The sequence below is a fragment of the Alkalihalophilus sp. As8PL genome, assembly GCF_040939795.1.
In the GTDB taxonomy this organism is placed as follows: domain Bacteria; phylum Bacillota; class Bacilli; order Bacillales; family Bacillaceae_D; genus Alkalihalophilus; species Alkalihalophilus lindianensis.
Map to the genome: position 1 here is coordinate 1,315,533 of NZ_CP162551.1, position 25,729 is coordinate 1,341,261.

The following is a 25,729-nucleotide window of genomic DNA, read 5'->3' on the forward strand; positions in this document are numbered from 1 at the left end:
ACCTTAGCATAGCCTTTAATTTCACAATGGTAAGCTCGCCATAAAGCTATTATAAAGTTTTACTAAGGCGTAAACGATAGCCAATAAAAATGTACTCCAAAAAATAACGTGAAAAAAGATCAGACCAATTAAGCCCAGTACTGAAAGGGAATCACTCACTTTGTAAACAAAGTAGATAAAATAAACAAAACAAGCAGCCACAAAGATCGCGATTAAGTATAAGATATCATGAGTAAGGGCAAGGGAAGCGATACTTAATGCCATAAAGATTGCAGAGCCAGTTCTAATTTTATTTAGCTCAACCCCTTCTTCATCTCGCGAGAAAAAGAGCATTGATAATTCTACAGTTGTGTCTGCAATAAGCTTCAATGCTGAGAACACCATAAAAAAGAATAACATTAATAAAAATAATAGCGTTAATTTAATACCGTTCTCAGAGAAAAACTCCCGCATCCCCTCATACACACCGAGCTCAACAAGTTGAGTTAAAATGAAAGACTGAGTGTACAAAGCAAACGTTAAACTAAATATCAAGATGGATATTAGAGGGAAATGACTAGTAATATAACGGTTAGACATCTAACATACGTCTCCTATCTCTTTTATAAACAAACGATTCAAAAGAAAAACAGCAGGTTAGCCTGCTGTTTAGGATTGATGAATGACCGTGTAGGCATTTAATTCGTTTCCTGTTGTCGGTCCTTTTTCCTTTGATTCACGCTTTTCTTTATGTGCATTCTTAAAGGCATCACTATGTAACCATTCTTCATAATGTTCTTTTGTTTCCCACTTAGTGAAGACCACTTGCTTTCCATCTTCATCTTCATTTCCTAAAAACATAAATTCTAGACACCCTGGAACTTTCTTCATGTTCTCAGCAGCATTGCCAAAACGGCTGGAAAGATGGTCTTTGGCTTGTTTTGGAACATGTAATTCGTTCATTACAACATACATCTAAATTCCTCCTTTGTCATTCGCTCCCTTTTAGTATAACGGTTTCATTGTGCGTTGCAAGCCAAACGAAAAAATAACATGAGCGTCATAAGCTTGACAAACATTTTGTCCTGCTTTTATTTCATTCTCCAACAACTTGCTTTATAATAGAAACTAATGTTGACTCACAAGGAGGAATAATCATGGGTACAATCCTAATCCTTGGTGTCTGTGTAGCATTTTTAGCGGCAATTTTTGCAGCTGGCTACGAAGACAATCCACATAAGAACTAACAAAAATCGACCGTACTCTTGGAGTACGGTCGATTTTCGTTTTACGATAATCCTTTAAAGCCTTGTTGACGAATCGCTTCATAGATAACAATTGCAGCTGTGTTTGAGACATTTAACGAACGTACTTTGTCAGTCTGAGGAATCCGGAAGCAACGCTCAAGATTACGGTCAATAATGTCTTGAGGAATGCCTGTCGTCTCACGACCAAATACAAAGAAATGATCTTTCTTATCATTTGAATAATCAAATTCACTAAAATTCTTTGTGCCGACCGTTTCTATAAAATAAAATTCGCCGTCCTTATATGTCTCAAATAACTCTTCAAGTGAATCATAATAATGAATATCAACACTTGGCCAGTAGTCACATCCAGCTCGTTTGAGCATTTTATCATCTGTTGAAAATCCAAGTGGTCGAATTAAATGTAAGGAAGTATTTGTACCTGCGCAAGTTCTAGCGATGTTTCCGGTGTTTGCTGGAATCTCAGGCTGGTAAAGAACAATATGTAAACCCAAATGGCACACCTCTATTTCTACATTTTCATTTTCAGTTAACGACTTTCAATTAACCATTTTTACATAACTAATAGTATACCACTTACGTCTCTATGATCAAACAACAAACCGCCTGTCAGAAGACAGACGGTTCGACTTATTCAACTACACTACAATATGAAAAAATTTATATTTGATGTTAGGCGTCCATGCTGTTGAATCCTCATAAGCCCAGTAACGCATTCGACTATTCGTTGTTTGCGCATTTACTAATGGTTCCCCGTTACCATCTTTAGCCACCACAATGGTAGTATGCTGCCATCTGCCGTCCCCATTAAAATCATAACAAATCACATCTCCAACTACGAGGTCACGAGCACGTTCCCGCTCTACTCCTTTTAAGCCCGTTTTGGCTCCGCTTAAATACCAGCGAAAAGAATGCGCCACTGACCAACTGTAGCTCCAATTATTCTTTTGCAGCCACCATCCACTTGCCCGATTCCCCCCTCCAGTCATTGGGGCACCTCCAGCTCTAAGGCATTGAGAGATATAATTGGTACAGTTATCCTTGAACTTCTTATATGCTGGATTATAATCATTCCACCAACGCTCGGCGTATTTTACTGCCTCTAGTCGATTATAGTTAGATCGATGCCCTGTTAGCTCTCTAGTATCTAAAAACGTCAATGGTGAAGACTCTACTTTCTCCTCCTTAGTTTGTTTTTTAACTATCCTCTCCTTATCCTCTTTCAAAACTTCTTTTTCGAAAATGGCACGACGCTCTTCAACCATTTCAGTTGAATGGATTTTCTTTTTAATCTTGATAAATTGCTCATATTTCACCACATAATCAACGATTTCTTTATCGCCGATTTGTTGTTTACGTAAAATCGTTCCCGCAGCTTTAGAACGAATGATCTCGCCTCCACGCTTTTTTAGTGAATCATGTCCACGGACCCACCTGCCATAATCTTCATCGCTTTCAATGATTGAAGTTTGGTCTTGGTCTCGCTCCTCATTAAAATGTGTAAGCTGGACATATCTCTCGTTTTTTCTCTCAATCAACTCATGGATCGGTTGAACCAAGCGTTTCTCCATCTGCTCACCTCGCCCACACTTCTTACCTGCTTCATTTTATGATGCAACCCTTGTACTTCATTCCACTCCAAAACAAAAAGCCCCTTAATAAAGAGGCTTTATTTTATCTATTAAGAAATTTTCTCGATTGCTCCCTCGAGACTTAGTAACAATTCTTTTTTATCTAATCCTCCACCATAGCCGACCATTGCACCGTTACTGCCAATCACACGGTGGCAAGGAACGATAATCGGTACGGGGTTCTGATTATTGGCTCCACCAATAGCACGAACCGCTTTCGGCGCTCCAATTAATTCAGCTACTTGTTTATAAGAACGTGTTTCACCATATTGGATCTCTTTTAAAGCACCCCAAACCTTCTGTTGAAAAGGAGTGCCAGCAAGATCAAGAGGAACATCAAAATCTACTCTGTCCCCATTAAAATAATCCTGTAATTGTTCACACACTGTTTTCAAAGTATCTTCACATTGAACAAATTCGCCTGTGATACCTTGCTTTCGTAACCTAGCCTTAAGAGCTGCCGTACACGTATTAAGCTCACCGAAGTGAATATGACAAACGCCACGGTTTGTTGCAACGATTGTAAGCGTACCAAGTGGACTATCCATTTCATTAACAAAAAGCCTTGATTGCGTTGCCATGTTAGCCCTTCCTTCCAACTGTCCAGTTTTCATCATCTTACCTTATAATTAGGTATTTTTACCAATCATTCGATTTTCATTTTCAAGCATATTTAGCGCTTTTTCGATTTCACAGAGCACTTCATCGTCTTTTTCGCGCTCTTTCGCTAATACAAGCCTATTTTCCTCTTCCTTACATCTATTCGCGCTGTTTCGACTAATCTTTCCAATTGCCCATGCAGCCGTTCCACGAATGACTGGACGAGGGTCATTTTTCAAAAGATCTGCCAAAATCGGCAATGCTGATACATCTTTAAAATGTGCTAATGCAATGATCGCATTTCGTTGAATTGGTTTTTTTCCTCTCCAAGAGCCCGAGACGTGACCAAACTTCTCTTTAAACTCACGATTACTAATCGTTAGAAGCGGCTTAAGAAGGGGTTTTGCTATCTCTGGGTCAGCTTCCATTTCAGGGTGGTGATGAAAGTCTTTCCCCTTATTTTCAGGACACACCTGCTGACATGTATCACATCCATACAAACGGTTCCCCAGTTTTTCTCTATATTGTTCAGGAAGAAATCCCTTTGTTTGTGTTAAATAAGCGATACAAGCTTGAGAGTTTAATTGCCCCCCTTGAACGAGTGCATCAGTCGGGCAAGCCTCGACACATTTATTACATGTGCCACATTGATCCGTTAGCGGTATATCAGCTTCAAAGGGAATTGTAGTAACGACCTCACCTAAGTATACATAGCTGCCAAACTCAGGTGTGATAATGGCACAATTTTTCCCACTCCACCCAATACCTGCTCTACTAGCAACTTCTCGATCAGAAAGTGCACCTGTATCAACCATCGATATTGTTTTTGCATCCGGAATCTTATCTTGTAAAAATTGCTCAATCTTTTTTAAGCGATCTCGCAATACATCATGATAATCTTGACCCCAAGAAGCCCGACAAAATATGCCTCTACGCTCCTCTTTCGTATTTTTGGGAGCACCTTTCATCTTTGAAGGATAAGCTAGTGCAATCGAAATAATCGTCCTAGCCTCCTCTAAATTTCGATTAGGGTATACCCGTTTTTCTATATCAGGCTCTTCAAAACCAGATTGATAGCCTAGTTCTTGTTGAGTAAGAAGCCGGTCTTTTAAAGTCAAAAAAGGATCGGCGGTCGTGAAACCGATTTTATCAACTCCGATAGTCTTACTATATGCAATTAGTTCTTCTTTTAATTGGGCGAGTATCATGCCCCATCACCTTTCTTCTACCAATTCCACCTTTATGCTACAATACGTACAAAACTATTGGTGGAGGTAGTCCTATGTTAACAGTTCAAATTGATCCAAGCATAACTTCCGTGATCCCTACGTTTAAGCTTGGCCTTATATCATACCATTCTATCGCGATTAGTGATTCACCTCAAATGTTAAAAGGGCGTTTACAATTTTTTCAAGAAACATTACAAATGGATTTAGATGAGAAAGAACTAACTGAATTTCACGGAGTCAAAGAGTGGAGAGAGGCTTTCAAGACATTAAAGATCGATCCTTCTAAATATCGTCCTTCTCATGAAGCTCTTTTACGTCGAATAAAAAAAGGCAATTTCCTGTCTTCCCTTCAATCAGCTGTTGACCTTAACACTTTCTTTTCCCTTCAATATCAAGTACCGTTTGGCATTTATGATCGAACTAAGTTGAAGGGGGACCTTTCTGTAAAACTCGGTCAAGAAGGTGATGGCTACGAGGGTGTGAATGGTCGATACAATGATATGAAAGGAAAATTGATTACGATAGATCAACTCGGTCCTTTTGGTAGCCCGATTGTCGACTCTAAAAGAACAAGTGTGTCAGAGCTTACCACTTCAGCTATACAACTGATCTATTTAAAGCCTTCAATGGAGGTTGCAGAAGCTGAACAACTTGTTCAAGCAGTAGCTTCAATGTTTACTCAAGTTCACGGCGGAGAAGTCCTGCAAGAATCTGTGATCCATTCGTGAAATTCCTAAACATTGGAAAAAATTCTTGTTCTTATGTTTAGTAGCACGGTATTATGGGTATGTATAAAGAGACTATTACAAAGAGAGGACGATGTTACATTATGAGTCAAGATAAAGTTTCAGTCATTCTAAACAAACAAATTGCCAACTGGAGTGTTCTTTTTGTAAAACTACATAATTATCACTGGTATGTAAAAGGTCCACAATTCTTTACATTACACACAAAATTTGAGGAGCTCTACAACGAGTCTTCTACGTATATTGATGAGTTAGCAGAGAGATTATTAGCTCTTAAAGGTCACCCAGTTGCGACAATGAAAGAGTTTTTAGAGATATCTTCTATTGAAGAAGCAAAGTCTGGTCTTTCAGCTGAAGAAATGGTCAGCGATTTATCTCAAGATTTCACTACGTTAATTGATGAATTAAAAGAAGGTATGGATGCTGCTGATTCTCTTGGAGATGAAACAACAGCTGATATGTTACTTGCGATTCACCAATCACTTGAAAAACACAACTGGATGTTACGTTCATTCTTAAAATAAGATCTAACGAGTTTGAGGGATGCCTCAAACTCGTTTCTTTCTTCAACAAAAAGGGTGCTCTTCATCTGAGCACCCTTTTCTCTTATTCAAAAGCAAGTGAAATGTATTTCACCTCTAAGAATTCATCCATCCCATGATGACCACCCTCACGTCCTAATCCACTCTCTTTAAAGCCCCCAAATGGCGCTTGTGGAACAGATGGTAAGCCGTCATTAATCCCAACAATACCGAATTCCAGCTCTTCACTTAAGCGCACAGCCTTTCCAATATCTCGTGTGAACAAATAAGTCGCTAATCCAAATGGAGTGCCGTTCGCCCGTTGGATAACGTCCTCTTCTGTTTTAAAAGTCGAAATGGGAGCAAGAGGACCAAATGTCTCTTCCCTCATACATTTCATCTCTTCAGTGACTCCACGTAATACAGTTGGACCAAAGAATTGACCCTCTGCCTCTTCTCCTCCAAACACAACTTCTGCTCCTTTTTCTTTGGCATCTTTAATGTGCTCACGTACCTTTTGCACAGCACCTTCATCAATCAACGGACCAAGATCGACACCTTCTTCAAGCCCATTACCGACTTTAAGTTCAGAAACAGCTTCCTTCGCTTTTTCCACAAACTGATCAACAACATCTTCATGTACATAAATTCGATTAGCACATACGCATGTTTGCCCCGCATTGCGATACTTCGAAGCAACGAAATGAGAAACAGCAGAATCGAGGTTCGCATCATCCATGACGATGAATGGTGCTTGACCTCCCAATTCCAATGAGATCTTCTTCATTGTCTTAGAAGCACCTTCCATTAGAATCTTTCCTACTTCAGTGGACCCTGTGAACGTTAATTTACGTACACGAGAATCCTCTTGCCATACACCAGCAATCTTTTTTGCATCGCCGGTGACAATATTAATAACACCCTCTGGTACTCCAGCTGCTACAGCCAATTCTCCTAAACGAAGTGCCGTTAAAGGAGTTTGTTCAGCTGGTTTCACAACAACCGTACAGCCTGCAGCAAGAGCTGGAGCTACTTTTCTTGTAATCATGGCTGCGGGAAAATTCCAAGGCGTAATAGCTGCAACCACTCCTACTGCTTGGCGTTGAACAAAGATTCGTTTATTCTCTGCTGAAGCAGGAATCGTTTCACCGTAGATTCGCTTTCCTTCCTCTGCATACCATTCAATAAATGAGTTAGCATAGCTAATTTCACCTCTAGCTTCTTTCAAAGGCTTTCCTTGTTCTTTTGTCATGATCTCAGCTAGCTCTTCCGCTGCCTCTTCAATTTTACGGAACCAATTCATAAGCACTTTACTTCGTTCGTTTGCTGTTTTCTTCGACCACGTTTTAAAAGCTTTATGTGCAGCATCCACTGCGTCTTTCGCTTCCTTCTCCCCTCCATTTGGGGCCGTACCTACTTGATCGCCAGTGGCAGGATTCGTGACCTCAATTACGTCTAGATCCTCCCCAACCAACGAACCATCAATTAACATTTTCATAAAATCATCCCCTCTTTTTTCTTCACCAAGTTAGTATTCGACATATACTCTTTCTGTTCCTTTTCACAAAACGCTTTAAACCGACAGCTTAAAAAGAGGGGAAGATTCTTAATAGATCATTTGCCCTAATGGACCGTCTTCATCGATAATATCTTGAATCTCATAGACTGAAATCACAAAATAAGGAATCCCAAATGCGTAAGGTACGAGATCATACAATTGAAAATAAATAACTAATGCTTTATCAGCTAGATAAAAATATTGATTCGGCGCGATACCTTGAAAGGGTGATAAGAGGGGAAGATCACGCTTTTTAATTTGTTCCCGAATGATATTATTCACTCGCTCTACATAGGGTGCACCTCGGTTAAACAGCTCCTTTAAGCGATAGACCTTCCCAGTTTGAACATTCATGGTTAGTGAACGTAAAATAGTAAGTCCATGAGCACCACCAGAATAAGAATAGTGACTATTTGTTAAGCTCACAATGTTGCGCTCATTGGTTTTAATTTCGTATCCTCCTGTAATTTCGGTTTCAGGATTTTCATAAAAGCCCTGCTTTTTAATCATCGTTTCAACTTGCTGATAAATTCGTTCATTTAGTTTTCGTTCAACCTTATGATCCACTAAGCCTACAAGTTGCGGATAATATACATCTAACCTTGGCTTGATCAAATGGCGGGTAACAATATCCACAGGCAATATCGATATATTCACATGATTCCCCTCCCTTTTCTTATATTTAATGTCTATGCATCACTCATTAGCTTCAGGTCAAACGCAAAAAGAACATTGCGCACGGCAATGTTCTCTAATTAGAAATTAATTAAACGCTGGATGTTTAACGGCTTCAAAGCCTTTAAACTGATCACGTTCACCCTCTACTGTTACTTGCTCACCGTGGAGGGAAGGATTTGATACGAGCCCAAATGCCTTACGATCTTGTGGAGCGAGTTGAATGATCATCATGTTTTGAGTATTTGTTTCGTTCGGATCATCTGCAATTAATACACTTAGATCATCATAGAAGCTCGGAGCTAGGGCAACATGGTTTTTAGAACGAGCATTCCCTACCACATAGCCTGTTACTTTGACTTCTCCTTCAGCTTGACTTAGGGCATCAAGAACAGATAAAGAATCTCCTGGTTGCTCTTCTTCATCCCCAGGCTCCTCTACTGTATCTTCTTCAAAAGTGAAAGCAGAAGGATCTCTCATACCTGGTGTACTGAAATAAGTTTCAAGAGAACCTGTAATCGACACATATTTGCCTACATGACCAGGATGAGAAACTAAGTTTAATCCTGTTCGAACCGTGTTCCCACTCGGTAATTGTACAGGTAACATCTTCGCTCGATCAGTCTCATTTGGGTCATCTGCTAATAGTAGATTAGAAGGAGCGTGTGTACCGTCTCCTAACACCACTTGACTAGAATTAATTGAACCTACAATATAACCACGTACAGTAGCTATCCCTGTATTACTCGAAATAGCTTCAGCAACCGTTACAAAGCGGTCTCCATCCGGAAGGTCTACCCCTTCAATAGAAATACGTGTACCTTCTGTATAATCAATTGACTCTTCTTGATTCTTAATGTATTCCACCGTTGCTTCCCAAACGGTTCCCTCTGATTGAGAAAGAGTCGATTCATTTAAACGGTAAAAACTTTGACCATGCATATAATCGTTGTAAGCAACCGTGTAAGTTGCATCAAGATCAAGCTCTGTCCCATCTTCATTAAACAATAAAACATCTTGCATGCTAGAACCATCTTCAGCTGGAATTAATTGATAGTGAAGACCTGACACTTGCAAATCTACGCCACGGTGGTAACTAGATTGAGAAAGGATGACTTCCTTCATTTTAGCACCCGTTGCTTCAACCACCACTACTTCATTAGCAAAACGATCAAGGGCTTCAATTTGCTTATCTGTAATGTAACCCGCTGGAATTTCACCATTTACTGATGATCCATTTAGTAGGGCAATATCAGCATCTGCCTTATAACGAATCGCATCTGTATAAAGATTTCCCATTCCAACATCAGCAAGCTTCTTATTCGTTGAGAAAAGACCATTTTCGGTTGTTCCAATAACCTCACCAGGCATCGGACCACTTGGGTCGATCGTAATCTTAATACGGCCTTCTCGTACATAATTAATTGCTTCTCCATTAGCCGTTAGTTCTTTTGCGTATTCAATCATAGCTGAAGTCATTTGACCCACTAAAGGATCAGTTATCGTTCCTTCAAACTCATAACCAGAACCACCCGTTCCAATATAGTCAGGAACAGCAATCGAGTAACGCTCATCCAAATCAAGAGCTTGTCCATCTTTTGTTAGCTTAACATCTAACAGATTTCCAACTGGACCTGCGACAATCTCATATTCTAAACCAGAGACTTGCAAGTCGATTTGGTTACGGTCTCCACGAGAATAAGAGAATGCTAGCACATCTTTAATCGCGTGTCCTGTCATTTCATAGACCATAATTTCATTGGCAAATGGCTCAATCGCATAAATATCACCAACTGTTATTTCACCAGCAGAGATACTATCGCGAATCCCACCGTTGTTTGTGATCGCAAAATCTGTATCTGCATATGCACTCATAGCATCAGTCCAGAAGTTCCCAAGAGGAGCATCATGCTCATAACGACCATCTCTTGATAACCCTGTATCTGAATGGCCAATGACTTCACCTAATAGTTCATCCATTTCATCATTGTATTCATCAATAATAGCTTGAACGTCTTGATCAACATTTGTTAATTGACTTACGTTTTGAAGAAAGCCTTCTGTTAAAACGACTTCTTCTGTTTCAGTATCAAGTTGGAGAGTTAAATTCCCAACAAAATTAAGGTTGCCATTCGTTTGAACGATAGGTGTACCGTTCACTACAACTGGAGAGTTAAGGAGAGTATGACTGTGCCCACCAATAATTACATCGAAGTAATCCACTTCCTCTGCTAGGCGACGATCATCAGCATTTCCGATATGAGTCAAAGCGACAATAATATCAGCGTTGGCTTCAAGTTCCTCTTGATAATACGTTGCCACAGCTGCGTAATCAGGATCAAACTCAATGCCAACGATCCCCGCAGGAGCTGTTGATGGAGGTGCTTGAGTTAGGGTAAAGACCGCAACGTCTACTCCGTTTACATCTAAGATCTCATATGGTTTAGGTTGCTCAATAGGAATGCCAGCATCAAATACATCCATATTTGCAGCAAGCCAAGGAAAATTAGACTCACTCATACGCTCAGCAAATACTTCTTGTCCATAATCAAATTCATGATTCCCAATCGTCATGGCATCAAGACCTGCAAGATTCAAGATGTCAATAATCGGCTTTCCATAATTTAAGTCCACTACAGGATTCCCACTAAAGATATCCCCTGCATCTAAATACAAGGAATAGTCCTTATCTTGACGTTGTTCTTTTATATAAGCTGCCGCTTTTCCAAAACCATCAATACTTGCATGAATATCATTTGTATAAAGAATCTGTAAATCTACTAGATTAGCATCAGATTGCTCAGCTTGAATTTGATTAAACGAAAAAGGAACGGTTAGCAGAACTAAACAAAGTACAGCAGCCATCAACTTTTTCCAATGAACTGAATTGAATGTGCTCATTAATTTACCCTCCATTAAATTGTAATATGAATGGCAATGCCCCAACCTCCTTTGAAACCTTAATCGATATTCCAATCATGCCTTTATTCGACACTTTTTACCATTCGTTATAAGTCTAGCATTCATTTTTGTTAATTTGGTATAGCCTAAATTAACTTACAATTACAGATTTTAGGGTCAATTTACCAAACTGTTACACTACGTAGGGCATAGATAATGGATCGAAAGAATCGATTTTAAATTTATTAATCTATACTGTTAAGTCATCTTCATCTTAGAATTAAAAATAATAATTTTATTGATAGTTATTGTTAGATAGAAACATTCTTCATAAAATATGGATTTCTTTAGAAAACTAAAAAGTATTGTTTTTCAATACTTATCTCGGTATGATTAAGGTCAAATAGACTATACAAAAGCTTTTTTGTCTTTACTAAGAAAAGAGAGAAGGCGACTGTTACATGAACTATAAAAAGAAGATGTTGATTCTATATATTATTCTAGGTGTACTCTGGATCGTTGCAACCGACTATTTAGTCTTACAACTTGATTTAGACACCTACCTTAATATCCAGAAATTCAAAGGGATTACTTTTGTTATTTTAACTGGCTTATTTATTTACTACGCCTTAGGTAAAAAAGAAGAAGTAGAACTCATAAAAAATGAAAAAGAGAAACTTAATACCCTCATTAATTCAATGGTAGACTTTGTAAACTTCAAAGACGGAGAAGGTCGGTGGATCGAATCAAATGATTTTGGATTAAAACTCTTTCAATTAGAAGGGGTCGATTACCGAGGAAAAACGGATGCAGAGCTTGCACATTATACAGACTTTTACTACGATGCTCTCAATTATTGTATGGAATCTGATGAAGAGACGTGGAAAACTGGTACAGTTACACGTTGTGAAGAAGTGATCCCTTTACCGAATGGATCAGAAAAAACATTCGATACGATTAAGGTCCCTTTATTTAAACAAAATAATGAACGAAAAGGGTTAGTCGTAATTGGAAGAGATATAACACAACGTAAGCAAGCAGAGCAGCAGTTAAAGGAAAGTGAGTTAAAGTACAAATCGCTTTTTAAATACAATCCTGAACTAGTCTTTATGGTCGATTTATGCGGGTCTATTACCGATCTAAACCCTAAATTCGAACCACTCACCAACTATCAAAATCATGAAGCTATTGGCAAGCCGATCTTTCAATATATTTGTGAGCAAGATAAAGAACGAATCTATCAATCATTTAGAGCAGTTGTGAAAGAAAAGAAAGCAAAACGTGATCATGAAGTTCATATTTGTCATAAACAAGAAAAAAAAGTAGTCGTTCATTTTGCTTTAGTTCCTATTATTATTGACGATAACATTACAGGAATAATCGGCTATGCTAATGATATTACTCAAATTTTAGAAACTGAAGAAAAATTAAAAACGACTGAAAAACTTGCAGTTATTGGTGAACTTGCCGCTGGAATTGCTCATGAAATTAGAAATCCTCTCACCTCTTTAAAAGGGTTCGTCCAGATGTTTCAATCAGAAAGCCAAAAGGAAAACTTTATTCATAAGATTATGTTAGATGAATTAGAGAGAATTAATACGATTGTGAGCGAATTACTTGTCTTATCAAGACCACAAGAAATTACTTTTTCAAAAAAGAATATCAATGATTCAATAAAAGATGTACTAACGTTGCTTGAGTCCGAAATGAACTTACATGGTGTCACTGTAGACTTGAATATAACAGAGGATCCGCTGCTCTTAGATTGTGAACCAAATCAGTTAAAGCAACTACTCATAAACATTATCAAAAACTCAATTGAAGCTGAGGCTACTAATATAACAATCGGAGTTTTAAAGCAAAAGGAATCCGTCACATTAAACATTCACGATAATGGCCAAGGAATTCGTGAAGAACGAATTAAACGATTAGGTGAACCTTTCTATTCTGAAAAAGAAAAGGGAACTGGATTAGGCCTCACTGTTAGCTTTAAAATTGTAGAAGCTCACGGGGGTAAGATTAAATATGTAAGTGAAGTTGGCAAAGGTACACTCGTAACGATAACATTCCCACTGAACAAAAAAGACTAGAACACATATGTGCTCTAGTCTTTTTAGGGCCTACTTATCCTCTCCAAGCAGACATTCCACCTTTCACATTGGTTACATGTGAATAACCTAATTTCTTTAAAGTACCACATGCTTTATTACTTCTCATCCCGCTTTGGCAAATGACCATTACTTCTTTATCTTTAGAGAGTTCATTTTGGCGCTGCTTAATTTCGTTAAGTGGAATATTTTTCGCTTGCTTTATGTTACGACCTTTATATTCCATCGGTGTTCTCACATCAATAAGTTGTATACTCTTGCGATTTAACTCGCCTTTTAATTGATCAGTCGTAATTTGTTTAACGCCTTGAGCCGGCAAGATACGCTTCACGACAAACCAAACAACAAAAGCAATAAACACTCCTTGAATAACTAATTCCATCTTACTTCCCCCTATTTTCTCAGCAGGTTCATCTACTGTACCATTATTATAATACTTTAAATGAGTACCCTTCCTCTTTAAGTTCCTTAATTAAAAGTGGTAGAATACGTAAAGTTTGTTCAAGCTCGTGTAAAAGAACAATCGAGCCGTTTCTTACACGTTTTTTAACCATATCAATAATTCGTAGTGCCTCTCCTTTAAATAGCCAATCAAAAGAAGCTACATCCCACATCACCATCTCCAACTGTAGATCAGATAGGACATTCAACGTTTCTTCATTAAACTGGCCAAAAGGCGGTCTGAAATACTTAACTGTTTGACCAGTAATCTTCTCGATTTGGTGTTTACTTGTTTCAATTTCTCTTCTTTGATCAATTGCCTGTAATGTAGAAAGATTAGGATGTCTGTGTGTATGAGCACCAATCACATGCCCTTCTTCTAATAGGCGGTTCCATGGTCTCTTATGGTGAAGCAGCCGTGTTTGGAAAAAAAACATAGCCTCGATTTGTTCTGAGGCTAGAACATCAAGAAAATCCTCTAAATACTTACTAGGCCCATCGTCAAAAGTTAAAATTACTGACTTTTCTTCTCGTTGACTAAGAGAACAACCATTAGTAATCATCTTCTTGTTTAATGAGTTGTACACAACTCCAGTAAGAGTTTCTACTCATGGACTTTTCATCATCAATCTCACCTCAAGTGTTGTTGACTATACTCCATACGGCTCACGTTTTTCTTTGCAATCATGTCGGTTGAGATCATTCTTAATCGTAAAGCCTGCTACTTTAATGCCTTTTCGCTTTAAAAAGCGTGTAGTCATATTGATTTCAAATTTCTCTGACCCAATTAGAAATACAGTTTCCCCTTCAATCTGATCATAATGTCTTTTTAAATAGGCTAATGGAATATTTATAGTTCCTCCCACAGTTAACTTATGGGCAACTGGAAAGTCACGAACATCGAGTAGGAGGATGTCATCTTTTTGTCTTACTTTTTCAAGCTCACTACAATTCAAGCCAAATACAGGAACATATCTTTTATATAGAACATACATGGTTACTAGTAACCAAAGTATGAAAACGATCGCCATCATAACACCTCATTTTGATACCGTACCAAGTATCAATTTACGTATTTAATAATAAAACAGAGTAATATACCATAAATAATATCAGAATCATAAAAACGACCACAGTCATATAAACAATAATTTTAAAAGACGAATGAAAAGTTTGAGTATTAATGGTTTTTCGATTACGAAAATAAATATAGGTGGCTAAAATGATCGTTAAAAGTCCTAAGACTAGTGAAAACCCACTAATAAACATTGCAAGTGCGTTATCCATATATTCGTGCAACGGTGTGTTAAAATGCAGTGTTGTTGCCAAAAAGCCTATTCCAATAATAGCAATGGCTGTTCTAATCCACGCTAAATATGTTCGTTCATTCGCTAAATGCTGCTGAATATATTTTGATTCATTCGTTTGATTCATAAGACCCTCCGAACTAGTGCAACCTCTTATAGTTCATCTACCTAATAAGAGGTTGCGCTCTATTCATTCGTGTATTAAAAGAACCCCAAAAAATATAACCCAGTGTTGTAAATAACAAAGATAGCTCCTACCAGGAACCATAAGTAAACAGCCGGTCATATAGGTGGTTTTGATTTTAGTTGCTTCTCACCGTCTGTCTTACTCTTTGTTATGCCTCAATGTGTAGTGTTACATGTGTTCTTTTCTTGTTTGGACATACCTAAGCCCCCTTACTCATTAGTTTATTATCTAATTTCAGTTGTATATAACCAATATTATATACCTATATGGGTATAAGGTCAAATAGTAATGTCTCTTAAAATAAGAGAAGCAACCTTTTACGGTTGCTTTAAGAAAGCTATGGTTAATAAGGCATAAATCCTTCTTTGCTAAATAAAATCTGTTCTGTTGAAAAAGCTTTTTTCATTTGTTCGTAGGCATATTCATGTGTCCTTTTTCCATACCATCTCTCTTTCTCATCTTCCGAGTACAATTCTTTAATCTTAAGTCTCTCGGTTCTCTTACCGTTACTACCATCACCTGTATAGAAATCATCAATAACAATTCGATCTACAAGTTGAGATAAAGTCTCAGGAAATTCCTCTGAAAAAGGAAGAACAGGAGCTATGGCCACTTGGACTGGTAAATGGTGTTCTCGGAGTTCTCGTATAGCTTTTAACCTTGCCTGAATTGGAGGTGCAGATGGAGAGAATGTTTTACGTATCGTATCCCTATCTGTTTCAACCGTTATACTAATTCGCAGGCAATCTTTCAATTTTAAAAACAGGTCGATATCTCTCGTAATTAGCGGGCTACGCGTTTGAACAAAGAGAAAATCAGGTGGCGATTCAATCATTGCTTCTAATAAAGCTCTCGTCACATTTTCTTTGTATTCAATTGATTGATATGGATCTGTAGCAGAAGACATGAAAATGGTTACCTGTTTATTTTTCTTTCTTATATTAGTCATTTCACGAGTTAATTTTTCTTTTATTCCTTGCTTTACATCTACCCAACTACCCCACTCCTCTTTCCGAAATAATCCTACTGGGCTTTGTCTCACATAACAATATGAACAACCAAATAGACAACCTGTGTAGGGGTTTAGGGAGTGAGTATACCCATGTAAAAAACCACTAGTAGGAGTTAATATCTTTTTAGGCTCTTTATATTCGATATGATTTTTCTTATCCAATGTGATCCCTCCTACTACTTTAAACGTATATGAAATTCTATCAAATAGTATGCATATATGCCAATAACCTTGACTTCAGTTCCGCAAACTAAAAAAACGTAACCAATTACAGTTACGATTCATGACTCCTGCTCAAATTAAGATCTCGCCCTTTGCGGACCTGATCTTCAAATATCCTTTACATGGCCGATCTTATTAAATTCCAATTTGACAGGTTTAGAGACAAATAAAAAAAACCGCCTACATAGTAGCGATTAACGATTCTAATTAATTTATTCAAGTACCGGTGGTCGGGGTCGAACCGACACTCCAGAAGGAACACGATTTTGAGTCGTGCGCGTCTGCCAATTCCGCCACACCGGCATAAAAAAATGGTGCGCCCTGAGAGATTCGAACTCCCGACCTTTTGATTCGTAGTCAAACACTCTATCCAGCTGAGCTAAGGGCGCAATATATGGTGCCGAGGGCCGGACTTGAACCGGCACGGTAGTCACCTACCGCAGGATTTTAAGTCCTGTGTGTCTGCCAATTCCACCACCCCGGCACGGCAGAAAATCATTGGAGGCGGCACCCGGATTTGAACCGGGGATAAGGGTTTTGCAGACCCGTGCCTTACCACTTGGCTATGCCGCCTCAATTAAACAAAAAAATGGAGCGGAAGACGAGATTCGAACTCGCGACCCCCACCTTGGCAAGGTGGTGTTCTACCACTGAACTACTTCCGCAAAAAAATGGCTGGGCTAGCAGGATTCGAACCTACGCATGACGGAATCAAAATCCGTTGCCTTACCGCTTGGCGATAGCCCAAAAATAAAAATGGGGCGACTGATGGGAATTGAACCCACGAATGCCGGAATCACAATCCGGTGCGTTAACCACTTCGCCACAATCGCCGTAATAATATATTGGCAGGGGCAGTAGGAATTGAACCCACACCGGAGGTTTTGGAGACCTCTGTTCTACCTTTAAACTATGCCCCTATATAAATGGTGGAGGGGGACGGATTCGAACCGCCGAACCCTGAGGGAGCGGATTTACAGTCCGCCGCGTTTAGCCACTTCGCTACCCCTCCAAACAACAATAACAATAATACATCATCATCTATTGTTTAGTCAATACTCAATAAATAATTTCAGTTAAAATAAATGGTGGCTTGGGACGGAATCGAACCGCCGACACATGGATTTTCAGTCCATTGCTCTACCGACTGAGCTACCAAGCCTAATTTGTAAAAATGGCGGTCCGGACGGGACTCGAACCCGCGACCTCCTGCGTGACAGGCAGGCATTCTAACCAACTGAACTACCGGACCATTTTGGTTGCGGGGGAAGGATTTGAACCTCCGACCTTCGGGTTATGAGCCCGACGAGCTACCGAACTGCTCCACCCCGCGTCGTTAAAATATACTTATAAGTTATTGAAATGGTGGAGGATGACGGGCTCGAACCGCCGACCCCCTGCTTGTAAGGCAGGTGCTCTCCCAGCTGAGCTAATCCTCCATCGCAGAAAATAAGTATGTATAATTGGTGACCCGTACGGGATTCGAACCCGTGTTACCGCCGTGAAAGGGCGGTGTCTTAACCGCTTGACCAACGGGCCAATCTATTAATCAAAAATCATCTGGCGGAGAGCGAGGGATTCGAACCCTCGAGACGGTTTTACACCGCCTACACGATTTCCAATCGTGCTCCTTCGGCCAACTCGGACAGCTCTCCTAATTGGCTCCACAGGTAGGACTCGAACCTACGACCGATCGGTTAACAGCCGATTGCTCTACCACTGAGCTACTGTGGAATAATATTACTGCCTGGCAACGTCCTACTCTCACAGGGGGAAGCCCCCAACTACCATCGGCGCAAAAGAGCTTAACGACCGTGTTCGGCATGGGAACGGGTGTGACCTCTTTGCTATCGCCACCAGACTATGATTTACTTCAGATGATCTTCACATTTCTTCGTCAGCTTCCTTGTTCATGTCCTCACGTATGCTTGATACGCTCCGGGCATTCACTTCGTTGCTTTCTCGAACTGTTCGATCCTCTTTGTAAATGTTTGAGAGTGGTTCTCTCAAAACTAGATAATGCCCACAGGACGTGGGTACCAGGCGTTGCGACAGGACGTCGCGAACTTAGCGTGGTTTCCGTAAACATGTGTCAAGAATAATTTGGATAAGTCCTCGACCGATTAGTATCTGTCAGCTCCACGTGTCACCACGCTTCCACACCAGACCTATCAACCTCATCATCTCTAAGGGGTCTTACTGGATTAACTCCATGGGAAATCTCATCTTGAGGGGGGCTTCATGCTTAGATGCTTTCAGCACTTATCCCGTCCACACGTAGCTACCCAGCGATGCTCCTGGCGGAACAACTGGTACACCAGCGGTGTGTCCATCCCGGTCCTCTCGTACTAAGGACAGCTCCTCTCAAATTTCCTACGCCCGCGACGGATAGGGACCGAACTGTCTCACGACGTTCTGAACCCAGCTCGCGTACCGCTTTAATGGGCGAACAGCCCAACCCTTGGGACCTACTTCAGCCCCAGGATGCGATGAGCCGACATCGAGGTGCCAAACCTCCCCGTCGATGTGGACTCTTGGGGGAGATAAGCCTGTTATCCCCAGGGTAGCTTTTATCCGTTGAGCGATGGCCCTTCCATGCGGAACCACCGGATCACTAAGCCCGACTTTCGTCCCTGCTCGACTTGTAGGTCTCGCAGTCAAGCTCCCTTATGCCTTTGCACTCTTCGAATGATTTCCAACCATTCTGAGGGAACCTTTGGGCGCCTCCGTTACTGTTTAGGAGGCGACCGCCCCAGTCAAACTGCCCACCTGACACTGTTCCTGAACCGGATCACGGTTCGAGGTTAGAATGTCAGCACAGTCAGGGTAGTATCCCACCGACGCCTCCATCGAAGCTGGCGCTCCGACTTCCAAGGCTCCTACCTATCCTGTACAAACTGTACCAACATCCAATATCAAGCTACAGTAAAGCTCCATGGGGTCTTTCCGTCCTGTCGCGGGTAACCTGCATCTTCACAGGTACTATAATTTCACCGGGTCTCTCGTTGAGACAGTATCCAAGTCGTTACACCATTCGTGCGGGTCGGAACTTACCCGACAAGGAATTTCGCTACCTTAGGACCGTTATAGTTACGGCCGCCGTTTACTGGGGCTTCAATTCAGAGCTTCTCCCGTAAGGGATAACCCCTCCTCTTAACCTTCCAGCACCGGGCAGGTGTCAGCCCCTATACTTCGCCTTGCGGCTTCGCAGAGACCTGTGTTTTTGCTAAACAGTCGCTTGGATCTTTTCACTGCGGCTCTCTCGGGCATACACCCTAATAGAGCACCCCTTCTCCCGAAGTTACGGGGTCATTTTGCCGAGTTCCTTAACGAGAGTTCTCCCGAGCGTCTTAGAATTCTCTTCTCGCCTACCTGTGTCGGTTTGCGGTACGGGCACCTCTCACCTCGCTAGAGGCTTTTCTTGGCAGTGTAGGATCAGGAACTTCGGTACTAAATTTCCCTCGCCATCACAACTCAGCCTTCACGAGAAGCGGATTTACCTACTTCTCAGCCTAATTGCTTGGACGCACATATCCATCAGTGCGCTTACCCTACCTTTCTGCGTCCCCCCATTACTCAAACGGTGAGGAGGTGGTACAGGAATTTCAACCTGTTGTCCATCGCCTACGCTTTTCAGCCTCGGCTTAGGTCCCGACTTACCCTGAGCGGACGAGCCTTCCTCAGGAAACCTTGGGCTTTCGACGGAGGGGATTCTCACCCCTCTTTTCGCTACTCATACCGGCATTCTCACTTCTAAGCGCTCCACCAGTCCTCTCGGTCTGACTTCGCAGCACTTAGAACGCTCCCCTACCACTGACACCTAAGGTGTCAATCCATAGCTTCGGTGATACGTTTAGCCCCGGTACATTTTCGGCGCAGAGTCACTCGACCAGTGAGCTATTACGCACTCTTTAAATGGTGGCTGCTTCTAAGCCAACATCCTGGTTGTCTGGGCAACTCCACATCCTTTTCCACTTAACGTATACTTTGGGACCTTAGCTGATGGTCTGGGCTGTTTCCCTCTTGACTACGGATCTTAGCACTCGCAGTCTGACTCCCGAGTAAAAGTTTTTGGCATTCGGAGTTTGACTGAATTCGGTAATCCTGTGGGGACCCCTAGTCCAATCAGTGCTCTACCTCCAAAACTCTCAACCTCGAGGCTAGCCCTAAAGCTATTTCGGGGAGAACCAGCTATTTCCGAGTTCGATTGGCATTTCACCCCTACCCACACCTCATCCCCGCATTTTTCAACATGCGTGGGTTCGGGCCTCCATTCAGTGTTACCTGAACTTCACCCTGGACATGGGTAGATCACACGGTTTCGGGTCTACGACGGCGTACTCATGCGCCCTATTCAGACTCGCTTTCGCTACGGCTCCGCCTTATCAGCTTAACCTTGCACGACATCGTAACTCGCCGGTTCATTCTACAAAAGGCACGCTGTCACCCATTAACGGGCTCCAACTAGTTGTAGGCACACGGTTTCAGGATCTGTTTCACTCCCCTTCCGGGGTGCTTTTCACCTTTCCCTCACGGTACTGGTTCACTATCGGTCACTAGGGAGTATTTAGCCTTGGGAGATGGTCCTCCCGGATTCCGACGGGGTTTCACGTGTCCCGCCGTACTCAGGATCCACTCTGGAGGAAATAGAATTTCGACTACAGGGCTGTTACCTTGTCTCGCGGATCTTTCCAGATCGCTTCGCCTATCCTATTTCTTTGTAACTCCGTATAGAGTGTCCTACAACCCCAAGAGGCAAGCCTCTTGGTTTGGGCTGTTACCGTTTCGCTCGCCGCTACTCAGGTAATCGCATTTGCTTTCTCTTCCTCTGGGTACTTAGATGTTTCAGTTCCCCAGGTCTGCCTCCTCATGCCCTATGTATTCAGGCATGGGTACTATTCCATTACGAATAGTGGGTTCCCCCATTCGGATATCCTCGGATCAAAGCTCACTTACAGCTCCCCGAGGCGTTTCGCCGTTCGTCGCGTCCTTCTTCGGCTCCTAGTGCCAAGGCATTCACCGTGCGCCCTTTCTAACTTAACCAAAATTTAAAAAAGGTTGTTGAATTCTTGACATGCTCGTTCAATCTTCTCTATTTAAAGAGTCCGATGAACATTTCATGTTTACATTTCATTATCTAGTTTTCAAAGAACCCACTGGAAAGAAAAAAATTCTTCCAAAACTGAACAAAAGACCAAAGCGTATATGATCGTAAGATCATATATCGACTAGAGTTAAATACTCCATAGAAAGGAGGTGATCCAGCCGCACCTTCCGATACGGCTACCTTGTTACGACTTCACCCCAATCATCTGTCCCACCTTAGGCGGCTGGCTCCAAAAGGTTACCTCACCGACTTCGGGTGTTACAAACTCTCGTGGTGTGACGGGCGGTGTGTACAAGGCCCGGGAACGTATTCACCGCGGCATGCTGATCCGCGATTACTAGCAATTCCGGCTTCATGTAGGCGAGTTGCAGCCTACAATCCGAACTGAGAATGGCTTTATGGGATTCGCTCAACCTCGCGGTTTTGCAGCCCTTTGTACCATCCATTGTAGCACGTGTGTAGCCCAGGTCATAAGGGGCATGATGATTTGACGTCGTCCCCACCTTCCTCCGGTTTGTCACCGGCAGTCACCTTAGAGTGCCCAACTGAATGCTGGCAACTAAGATCAAGGGTTGCGCTCGTTGCGGGACTTAACCCAACATCTCACGACACGAGCTGACGACAACCATGCACCACCTGTCACTTTGTCCCCCGAAGGGGAAAGCCCTATCTCTAGGGTTGTCAAAGGATGTCAAGACCTGGTAAGGTTCTTCGCGTTGCTTCGAATTAAACCACATGCTCCACTGCTTGTGCGGGCCCCCGTCAATTCCTTTGAGTTTCAACCTTGCGGTCGTACTCCCCAGGCGGAGTGCTTAATGTGTTAACTTCGGCACTAAGGGCATCGAAACCCCTAACACCTAGCACTCATCGTTTACGGCGTGGACTACCAGGGTATCTAATCCTGTTTGCTCCCCACGCTTTCGCGCCTCAGCGTCAGTTACAGACCAGAGAGTCGCCTTCGCCACTGGTGTTCCTCCACATATCTACGCATTTCACCGCTACACGTGGAATTCCACTCTCCTCTTCTGTACTCAAGTCTCCCAGTTTCCAATGACCCTCCACGGTTGAGCCGTGGGCTTTCACATCAGACTTAAAAGACCGCCTGCGCGCGCTTTACGCCCAATAATTCCGGACAACGCTTGCCACCTACGTATTACCGCGGCTGCTGGCACGTAGTTAGCCGTGGCTTTCTGGTTAGGTACCGTCAAGGTGCCGCCCTATTAGAACGGCACTTGTTCTTCCCTAACAACAGAGCTTTACGATCCGAAAACCTTCATCACTCACGCGGCGTTGCTCCGTCAGACTTTCGTCCATTGCGGAAGATTCCCTACTGCTGCCTCCCGTAGGAGTCTGGGCCGTGTCTCAGTCCCAGTGTGGCCGATCACCCTCTCAGGTCGGCTACGCATCGTCGCCTTGGTAAGCCATTACCTTACCAACTAGCTAATGCGCCGCGGGCCCATCTGTAAGTGATAGCAAGAAGCCATCTTTTACCATCCCTCCATGAGGAGGAACGGGTTATCCGGTATTAGCCCCGGTTTCCCGGAGTTATCCCAGTCTTACAGGTAGGTTGCCCACGTGTTACTCACCCGTCCGCCGCTAACATCAGGGAGCAAGCTCCCATCAGTCCGCTCGACTTGCATGTATTAGGCACGCCGCCAGCGTTCGTCCTGAGCCAGGATCAAACTCTCCATAAAAGTGTTTGATTAAGCTCACTTGCATAAGATACGCTAGCATCTTGTTTTGAAAATTGACGAGATATCATGTATCTCTATTTCGCTTGGCTTTTGTTCAGTTTTCAAAGAACTTGTTTGTCGTTGTTGGCGACTTCATCATCTTATCAAATCGTCATTTCGAAGTCAACAACTTTTTTAAAATAATTTGTGTGCGTAACAACTGTGTTGTCAGCGACAAGTAATAATTTATCACGCACACAAACTAAAGTCAACACTATTTATCCATTTTATTTTAAGATTTTAGTTTATAACGAATGTGATGAATTCCTTTAGCTTTTGATTCTTGATGATCTATTAATAGGAATTCCTTTTCTATTAAGAAGTTAACAAGCAATTCAAGGTCAATTCGATAATCTTGCACTTCAGGAATTTCCATCATTTCAGCTATCGTCCAGCTTCCATCTCTAGAAGCTAGTAATGTCAGGAAATGCTGCGATCCAATTTCAGTTTTTGAACGAACCGCTAATTCTGTAGCAAGGATTAATAGTTCAATTCGTTGCTCTAATGATTCCTCACTCATCAATAACTCTTGATACAATTTATAGGTTTCAGGCTCAATCTTCCTAACTTGCTCCCACACTGTTACCTCAGGATAAAACCCATGATTAATGACTGCCAGTCTGGCTAAATGATGCAGAGAGTGCATCATATTACTAAAAGCATCGAAGGAATGATTATTATGGAACAACGTTTTGCCTTCATCAAATCGTCTTAACATTTTCGTAAATTGAATCGTCATCTTTTTGATTCGATCGCCAGGAGGAAAGGTTTCAATCCGTTCTTTAACCCCTTGAAGAAATTCATTTCGATCAAAAACAATCTTTCCATGAAAAAGCCAATCCACTAAACGACGGTGCGTGCCTGCGATTAAAGAATGATGCATCGTGGTTTGGCTCAAAGAGTGCAAAGCTACCTTCATCGTTCCTAATTGATAATGCTTTACATGCCAATCAACTTCAGGATTATTTTTTATTACAAGTACAATTGCATCGAATCCATCTAAAATTGATAGCGGTGATAATTCTTTTTCTATAACTAATATAGCCAATGTATCATCCTCACTAGCTCGATCTTGATAAAGTTGCCTTAAAAACATATCCATACTAACTCCTCCTCAATCGCCCACACACTTTGCCAGGAAATTCTCGTGTACTACTTTCGACAAGAACTGGCGATATCCTTCACAAAGTAGTGAATTTCTTCTCTGTTCCATAGGTTGTTCCCCTTCTCTATGCTATACTCATAAATGGGAGGGACGAATATGGGAATTAAGTATACAAATAAAATAAATAAGATTCGAACGTTTGCATTGTCACTAGTTTTTATTGGGATACTCGTTATGTATATCGGGATTTTCTTTAGAGACTCTCCGATCCTAATGACCATCTCTATGCTGATAGGATTTTTATTTATTATCGGAAGCACAGTCGTCTATTTTTGGATTGGCATGCTCTCAACTAAATCAGTACAAGTTGTATGTCCTAGCTGCAATAAACCTACAAAAATGTTAGGACGCGTCGATGCTTGTATGCATTGCAATGAACCTTTAACTCTTGATCAATCTCTTGAAGGTAAAGAGTTTGATGAATCTTATAACAACAAATCTAAACGAAGCTAATTAGCTTCGTTTTTTGTTTATAAAAAAGCACCTTAAGCTAGAGGAGCTTAAGGTGCTAATAGAATTAATGTTGAACTTTCTTTGTGCACTCTGTACATGTTCCGTAGATTTCCATACGGTGACTATGCACCTTAAATCCTGTCACATGTTCAGCAAGTGTTTCCACTTCATCTAGTCCAGGATAATGGAAGTCAACAATTTTACCACAATCTTGGCAAATCACATGATAATGATCAGATGTAACACAGTCAAAACGACTTGAAGAGTCTCCATAAGTCAACTCTTTTACAATACCTACTTCTTTAAAAACACGCAGATTATTGTATACTGTAGCGACACTCATATTGGGGAAACGACCTTCCAATGCTTTATAAATATCATCAGCAGTAGGATGGATTGAAGTTTCATATAGAAATTCTAAAATAGCATGACGTTGAGGCGTCATACGAACACGGGTGCTTTTAAGTGCATCAATTGCATCTTGCAAGCGATGGTTTGACATCGTCATGCACCTCTCTTTCAAAAGACATTCTTACTTTATAATCTTTATAAATAGTATAATATAATCGTTGCCACCAAGTCAATATTGTCCTAGGATAGAAAAGGCATTGCATGAGATGCATCTACTAAAAATGAAGTGTATCGATGGTCGGTTTTTGATTTCCTTTTCTTTTTTACTTCTAATGACAGACACGCATCTTTCAATGCAGCTTTTAGATTCTCTAGATCTGTTTCTTCTATTCCAAAGAGAAACGTTGTATTCCCCTTCTTTAGAAAACCACCTGTACTAGCAAGCTCTGTCATTCGGTAGCCTTCCTCTCGCAACTCCCTCTCGACCTCACTCGCATAAAAATCATCAATAATACAAACTAGAAGCTTCATAACC

21 protein-coding genes, 16 tRNA genes and 3 rRNA genes are annotated in these 25,729 nt (G+C 41.3%); 4 read left to right on the forward strand and 36 right to left on the reverse strand.

Annotated features, from left to right (window positions below; translation table 11 throughout):
- Nucleotides 1-21: 21 nt before the first annotated feature.
- The 6 genes from AB3N04_RS08185 to queG all read right to left on the reverse strand — a co-directional run bounded on the left by AB3N04_RS08185 (nucleotide 22) and on the right by queG (nucleotide 4,686).
- On the reverse strand, nucleotides 22-579 hold the full coding sequence (locus tag AB3N04_RS08185) for a YufK family protein (protein WP_368505599.1): 558 nt from the start codon (nucleotides 577-579) through the stop codon (nucleotides 22-24).
- Between the two features lie 69 nt (nucleotides 580-648).
- Nucleotides 649-954 (reverse strand): antibiotic biosynthesis monooxygenase, encoded by a 306-nt coding sequence (locus AB3N04_RS08190; RefSeq protein WP_047972836.1) that lies wholly within the window; start codon nucleotides 952-954, stop codon nucleotides 649-651.
- A 313-nt stretch (nucleotides 955-1,267) separates the two neighbouring features.
- Complete coding sequence (trmL, locus tag AB3N04_RS08195; protein WP_047972837.1) at nucleotides 1,268-1,741, reverse strand: tRNA (uridine(34)/cytosine(34)/5-carboxymethylaminomethyluridine(34)-2'-O)-methyltransferase TrmL; 474 nt, start codon at nucleotides 1,739-1,741, stop codon at nucleotides 1,268-1,270.
- Nucleotides 1,742-1,885: 144 nt separating this feature from the next.
- Nucleotides 1,886-2,818: an amidase domain-containing protein gene (locus AB3N04_RS08200; protein ID WP_368505600.1), complete on the reverse strand. Its 933-nt coding sequence runs from the start codon at nucleotides 2,816-2,818 to the stop codon at nucleotides 1,886-1,888.
- 110 nt (nucleotides 2,819-2,928) lie between these two features.
- A complete protein-coding gene (locus AB3N04_RS08205; protein ID WP_368505601.1) occupies nucleotides 2,929-3,459 on the reverse strand; it encodes a methylated-DNA--[protein]-cysteine S-methyltransferase in 531 nt (176 codons plus the stop codon).
- A 48-nt stretch (nucleotides 3,460-3,507) separates the two neighbouring features.
- The gene (gene queG / locus AB3N04_RS08210) at nucleotides 3,508-4,686 is read right to left on the reverse strand and encodes a tRNA epoxyqueuosine(34) reductase QueG (RefSeq protein ID WP_368505602.1); all 1,179 of its coding nucleotides are present in this window, start codon (nucleotides 4,684-4,686) and stop codon (nucleotides 3,508-3,510) included.
- A 74-nt stretch (nucleotides 4,687-4,760) separates the two neighbouring features.
- Here queG and AB3N04_RS08215 point away from each other — a divergent pair, with 74 nt between their 5' ends.
- Nucleotides 4,761-5,435 (forward strand): B3/4 domain-containing protein, encoded by a 675-nt coding sequence (locus AB3N04_RS08215; protein WP_368505603.1) that lies wholly within the window; start codon nucleotides 4,761-4,763, stop codon nucleotides 5,433-5,435.
- Between the two features lie 101 nt (nucleotides 5,436-5,536).
- Nucleotides 5,537-5,977, forward strand: a complete 441-nt coding sequence (locus tag AB3N04_RS08220; RefSeq protein ID WP_368505604.1) for a Dps family protein — start codon at nucleotides 5,537-5,539, stop codon at nucleotides 5,975-5,977.
- A gap of 82 nt (nucleotides 5,978-6,059) precedes the next feature.
- Here the strand turns inward: AB3N04_RS08220 and AB3N04_RS08225 are convergent, their stop codons facing one another.
- From AB3N04_RS08225 to AB3N04_RS08235, 3 genes are all read right to left on the reverse strand, one after another.
- Entirely contained in the window at nucleotides 6,060-7,472 is a 1,413-nt protein-coding gene (locus AB3N04_RS08225; protein ID WP_368505605.1) for an NAD-dependent succinate-semialdehyde dehydrogenase, read from the reverse strand.
- 108 nt (nucleotides 7,473-7,580) lie between these two features.
- Nucleotides 7,581-8,189, reverse strand: a complete 609-nt coding sequence (locus AB3N04_RS08230) for a DUF3298 and DUF4163 domain-containing protein (RefSeq protein ID WP_368505606.1) — start codon at nucleotides 8,187-8,189, stop codon at nucleotides 7,581-7,583.
- Nucleotides 8,190-8,294: 105 nt separating this feature from the next.
- Nucleotides 8,295-11,108, reverse strand: coding sequence for a 5'-nucleotidase C-terminal domain-containing protein (locus tag AB3N04_RS08235; protein WP_368505607.1), 2,814 nt, complete (start codon nucleotides 11,106-11,108; stop codon nucleotides 8,295-8,297).
- A gap of 461 nt (nucleotides 11,109-11,569) precedes the next feature.
- Between AB3N04_RS08235 and AB3N04_RS08240 the strand changes: the two genes are divergently transcribed.
- Entirely contained in the window at nucleotides 11,570-13,198 is a 1,629-nt protein-coding gene (locus AB3N04_RS08240) for a PAS domain S-box protein (protein ID WP_368505608.1), read from the forward strand.
- A 34-nt stretch (nucleotides 13,199-13,232) separates the two neighbouring features.
- Here AB3N04_RS08240 and AB3N04_RS08245 read toward each other — a convergent pair whose 3' ends face one another.
- The 25 genes from AB3N04_RS08245 to AB3N04_RS08365 all read right to left on the reverse strand — a co-directional run bounded on the left by AB3N04_RS08245 (nucleotide 13,233) and on the right by AB3N04_RS08365 (nucleotide 24,327).
- Nucleotides 13,233-13,598, reverse strand: coding sequence for a rhodanese-like domain-containing protein (locus AB3N04_RS08245; protein ID WP_368505609.1), 366 nt, complete (start codon nucleotides 13,596-13,598; stop codon nucleotides 13,233-13,235).
- A gap of 46 nt (nucleotides 13,599-13,644) precedes the next feature.
- A complete protein-coding gene (locus tag AB3N04_RS08250; RefSeq protein ID WP_368505610.1) occupies nucleotides 13,645-14,244 on the reverse strand; it encodes a polysaccharide deacetylase family protein in 600 nt (199 codons plus the stop codon).
- A 63-nt stretch (nucleotides 14,245-14,307) separates the two neighbouring features.
- Nucleotides 14,308-14,691: a hypothetical protein gene (locus tag AB3N04_RS08255; protein ID WP_368505611.1), complete on the reverse strand. Its 384-nt coding sequence runs from the start codon at nucleotides 14,689-14,691 to the stop codon at nucleotides 14,308-14,310.
- Nucleotides 14,692-14,725: 34 nt separating this feature from the next.
- The gene (locus AB3N04_RS08260) at nucleotides 14,726-15,091 is read right to left on the reverse strand and encodes a YidH family protein (protein WP_047973082.1); all 366 of its coding nucleotides are present in this window, start codon (nucleotides 15,089-15,091) and stop codon (nucleotides 14,726-14,728) included.
- 403 nt (nucleotides 15,092-15,494) lie between these two features.
- Nucleotides 15,495-16,325, reverse strand: a complete 831-nt coding sequence (locus AB3N04_RS08265) for a radical SAM protein (RefSeq protein WP_368505612.1) — start codon at nucleotides 16,323-16,325, stop codon at nucleotides 15,495-15,497.
- A gap of 281 nt (nucleotides 16,326-16,606) precedes the next feature.
- A tRNA-Leu gene (locus AB3N04_RS08270) sits at nucleotides 16,607-16,688 on the reverse strand.
- Between the two features lie 9 nt (nucleotides 16,689-16,697).
- A tRNA-Arg gene (locus AB3N04_RS08275) sits at nucleotides 16,698-16,774 on the reverse strand.
- 6 nt (nucleotides 16,775-16,780) lie between these two features.
- Nucleotides 16,781-16,869: transfer RNA gene (locus tag AB3N04_RS08280), tRNA-Leu, on the reverse strand.
- A gap of 15 nt (nucleotides 16,870-16,884) precedes the next feature.
- Nucleotides 16,885-16,958, reverse strand: a tRNA-Cys gene (locus AB3N04_RS08285).
- Nucleotides 16,959-16,975: 17 nt separating this feature from the next.
- Nucleotides 16,976-17,050: transfer RNA gene (locus AB3N04_RS08290), tRNA-Gly, on the reverse strand.
- A 7-nt stretch (nucleotides 17,051-17,057) separates the two neighbouring features.
- Nucleotides 17,058-17,132 (reverse strand) — tRNA-Gln (locus AB3N04_RS08295).
- A 10-nt stretch (nucleotides 17,133-17,142) separates the two neighbouring features.
- Nucleotides 17,143-17,218 (reverse strand) — tRNA-His (locus AB3N04_RS08300).
- A 13-nt stretch (nucleotides 17,219-17,231) separates the two neighbouring features.
- Nucleotides 17,232-17,305 (reverse strand) — tRNA-Trp (locus AB3N04_RS08305).
- 7 nt (nucleotides 17,306-17,312) lie between these two features.
- Nucleotides 17,313-17,397: transfer RNA gene (locus AB3N04_RS08310), tRNA-Tyr, on the reverse strand.
- Nucleotides 17,398-17,471: 74 nt separating this feature from the next.
- Nucleotides 17,472-17,547, reverse strand: a tRNA-Phe gene (locus AB3N04_RS08315).
- Between the two features lie 13 nt (nucleotides 17,548-17,560).
- Nucleotides 17,561-17,637, reverse strand: a tRNA-Asp gene (locus AB3N04_RS08320).
- Between the two features lie 4 nt (nucleotides 17,638-17,641).
- A tRNA-Met gene (locus tag AB3N04_RS08325) sits at nucleotides 17,642-17,718 on the reverse strand.
- A gap of 30 nt (nucleotides 17,719-17,748) precedes the next feature.
- Nucleotides 17,749-17,824, reverse strand: a tRNA-Val gene (locus AB3N04_RS08330).
- Between the two features lie 25 nt (nucleotides 17,825-17,849).
- Nucleotides 17,850-17,924: transfer RNA gene (locus AB3N04_RS08335), tRNA-Glu, on the reverse strand.
- Between the two features lie 22 nt (nucleotides 17,925-17,946).
- A tRNA-Ser gene (locus AB3N04_RS08340) sits at nucleotides 17,947-18,040 on the reverse strand.
- A 4-nt stretch (nucleotides 18,041-18,044) separates the two neighbouring features.
- Nucleotides 18,045-18,119: transfer RNA gene (locus tag AB3N04_RS08345), tRNA-Asn, on the reverse strand.
- Between the two features lie 11 nt (nucleotides 18,120-18,130).
- Nucleotides 18,131-18,246: ribosomal RNA gene (gene rrf, locus AB3N04_RS08350) — 5S ribosomal RNA — on the reverse strand.
- 242 nt (nucleotides 18,247-18,488) lie between these two features.
- Nucleotides 18,489-21,428 (reverse strand): 23S ribosomal RNA (locus AB3N04_RS08355).
- Between the two features lie 206 nt (nucleotides 21,429-21,634).
- Nucleotides 21,635-23,186: ribosomal RNA gene (locus AB3N04_RS08360) — 16S ribosomal RNA — on the reverse strand.
- Together the 16S, 23S and 5S rRNA genes with 16 tRNA genes alongside form the textbook arrangement of a ribosomal RNA operon.
- Before the next feature lie 271 nt (nucleotides 23,187-23,457).
- A complete protein-coding gene (locus AB3N04_RS08365; RefSeq protein ID WP_368505613.1) occupies nucleotides 23,458-24,327 on the reverse strand; it encodes a nucleotidyltransferase-like protein in 870 nt (289 codons plus the stop codon).
- 159 nt (nucleotides 24,328-24,486) lie between these two features.
- Here AB3N04_RS08365 and AB3N04_RS08370 point away from each other — a divergent pair, with 159 nt between their 5' ends.
- Entirely contained in the window at nucleotides 24,487-24,843 is a 357-nt protein-coding gene (locus AB3N04_RS08370) for a YgzB family protein (protein ID WP_368505614.1), read from the forward strand.
- Nucleotides 24,844-24,907: 64 nt separating this feature from the next.
- Here the strand turns inward: AB3N04_RS08370 and perR are convergent, their stop codons facing one another.
- Complete coding sequence (gene perR, locus AB3N04_RS08375) at nucleotides 24,908-25,345, reverse strand: peroxide-responsive transcriptional repressor PerR (RefSeq protein WP_317123070.1); 438 nt, start codon at nucleotides 25,343-25,345, stop codon at nucleotides 24,908-24,910.
- Between the two features lie 89 nt (nucleotides 25,346-25,434).
- Nucleotides 25,435-25,725, reverse strand: a complete 291-nt coding sequence (locus AB3N04_RS08380) for a cyclic-di-AMP receptor (RefSeq protein WP_368505615.1) — start codon at nucleotides 25,723-25,725, stop codon at nucleotides 25,435-25,437.
- Nucleotides 25,726-25,729 lie beyond the last annotated feature (4 nt).

Bases quoted from the DNA above. Each gene is read 5' to 3' on its own strand.
- AB3N04_RS08200 (WP_368505600.1), bottom strand. From the start codon at position 2,818: ATGGAGAAACGCTTGGTTCAACCGATCCATGAGTTGATTGAGAGAAAA.
- AB3N04_RS08225 (WP_368505605.1), bottom strand. From the start codon at position 7,472: ATGAAAATGTTAATTGATGGTTCGTTGGTTGGGGAGGATCTAGACGTA.
- perR (WP_317123070.1), bottom strand. From the start codon at position 25,345: ATGTCAAACCATCGCTTGCAAGATGCAATTGATGCACTTAAAAGCACC.
- AB3N04_RS08365 (WP_368505613.1), bottom strand. From the start codon at position 24,327: ATGGATATGTTTTTAAGGCAACTTTATCAAGATCGAGCTAGTGAGGAT.
- AB3N04_RS08260 (WP_047973082.1), bottom strand. From the start codon at position 15,091: ATGAATCAAACGAATGAATCAAAATATATTCAGCAGCATTTAGCGAAT.
- AB3N04_RS08220 (WP_368505604.1), top strand. From the start codon at position 5,537: ATGAGTCAAGATAAAGTTTCAGTCATTCTAAACAAACAAATTGCCAAC.
- AB3N04_RS08190 (WP_047972836.1), bottom strand. From the start codon at position 954: ATGTATGTTGTAATGAACGAATTACATGTTCCAAAACAAGCCAAAGAC.
- AB3N04_RS08245 (WP_368505609.1), bottom strand. From the start codon at position 13,598: ATGGAATTAGTTATTCAAGGAGTGTTTATTGCTTTTGTTGTTTGGTTT.
- AB3N04_RS08215 (WP_368505603.1), top strand. From the start codon at position 4,761: ATGTTAACAGTTCAAATTGATCCAAGCATAACTTCCGTGATCCCTACG.
- AB3N04_RS08255 (WP_368505611.1), bottom strand. From the start codon at position 14,691: ATGATGGCGATCGTTTTCATACTTTGGTTACTAGTAACCATGTATGTT.
- AB3N04_RS08240 (WP_368505608.1), top strand. From the start codon at position 11,570: ATGAACTATAAAAAGAAGATGTTGATTCTATATATTATTCTAGGTGTA.
- AB3N04_RS08185 (WP_368505599.1), bottom strand. From the start codon at position 579: ATGTCTAACCGTTATATTACTAGTCATTTCCCTCTAATATCCATCTTG.
- queG (WP_368505602.1), bottom strand. From the start codon at position 4,686: ATGATACTCGCCCAATTAAAAGAAGAACTAATTGCATATAGTAAGACT.
- AB3N04_RS08370 (WP_368505614.1), top strand. From the start codon at position 24,487: ATGGGAATTAAGTATACAAATAAAATAAATAAGATTCGAACGTTTGCA.
- AB3N04_RS08205 (WP_368505601.1), bottom strand. From the start codon at position 3,459: ATGGCAACGCAATCAAGGCTTTTTGTTAATGAAATGGATAGTCCACTT.
- AB3N04_RS08380 (WP_368505615.1), bottom strand. From the start codon at position 25,725: ATGAAGCTTCTAGTTTGTATTATTGATGATTTTTATGCGAGTGAGGTC.
- AB3N04_RS08235 (WP_368505607.1), bottom strand. From the start codon at position 11,108: ATGAGCACATTCAATTCAGTTCATTGGAAAAAGTTGATGGCTGCTGTA.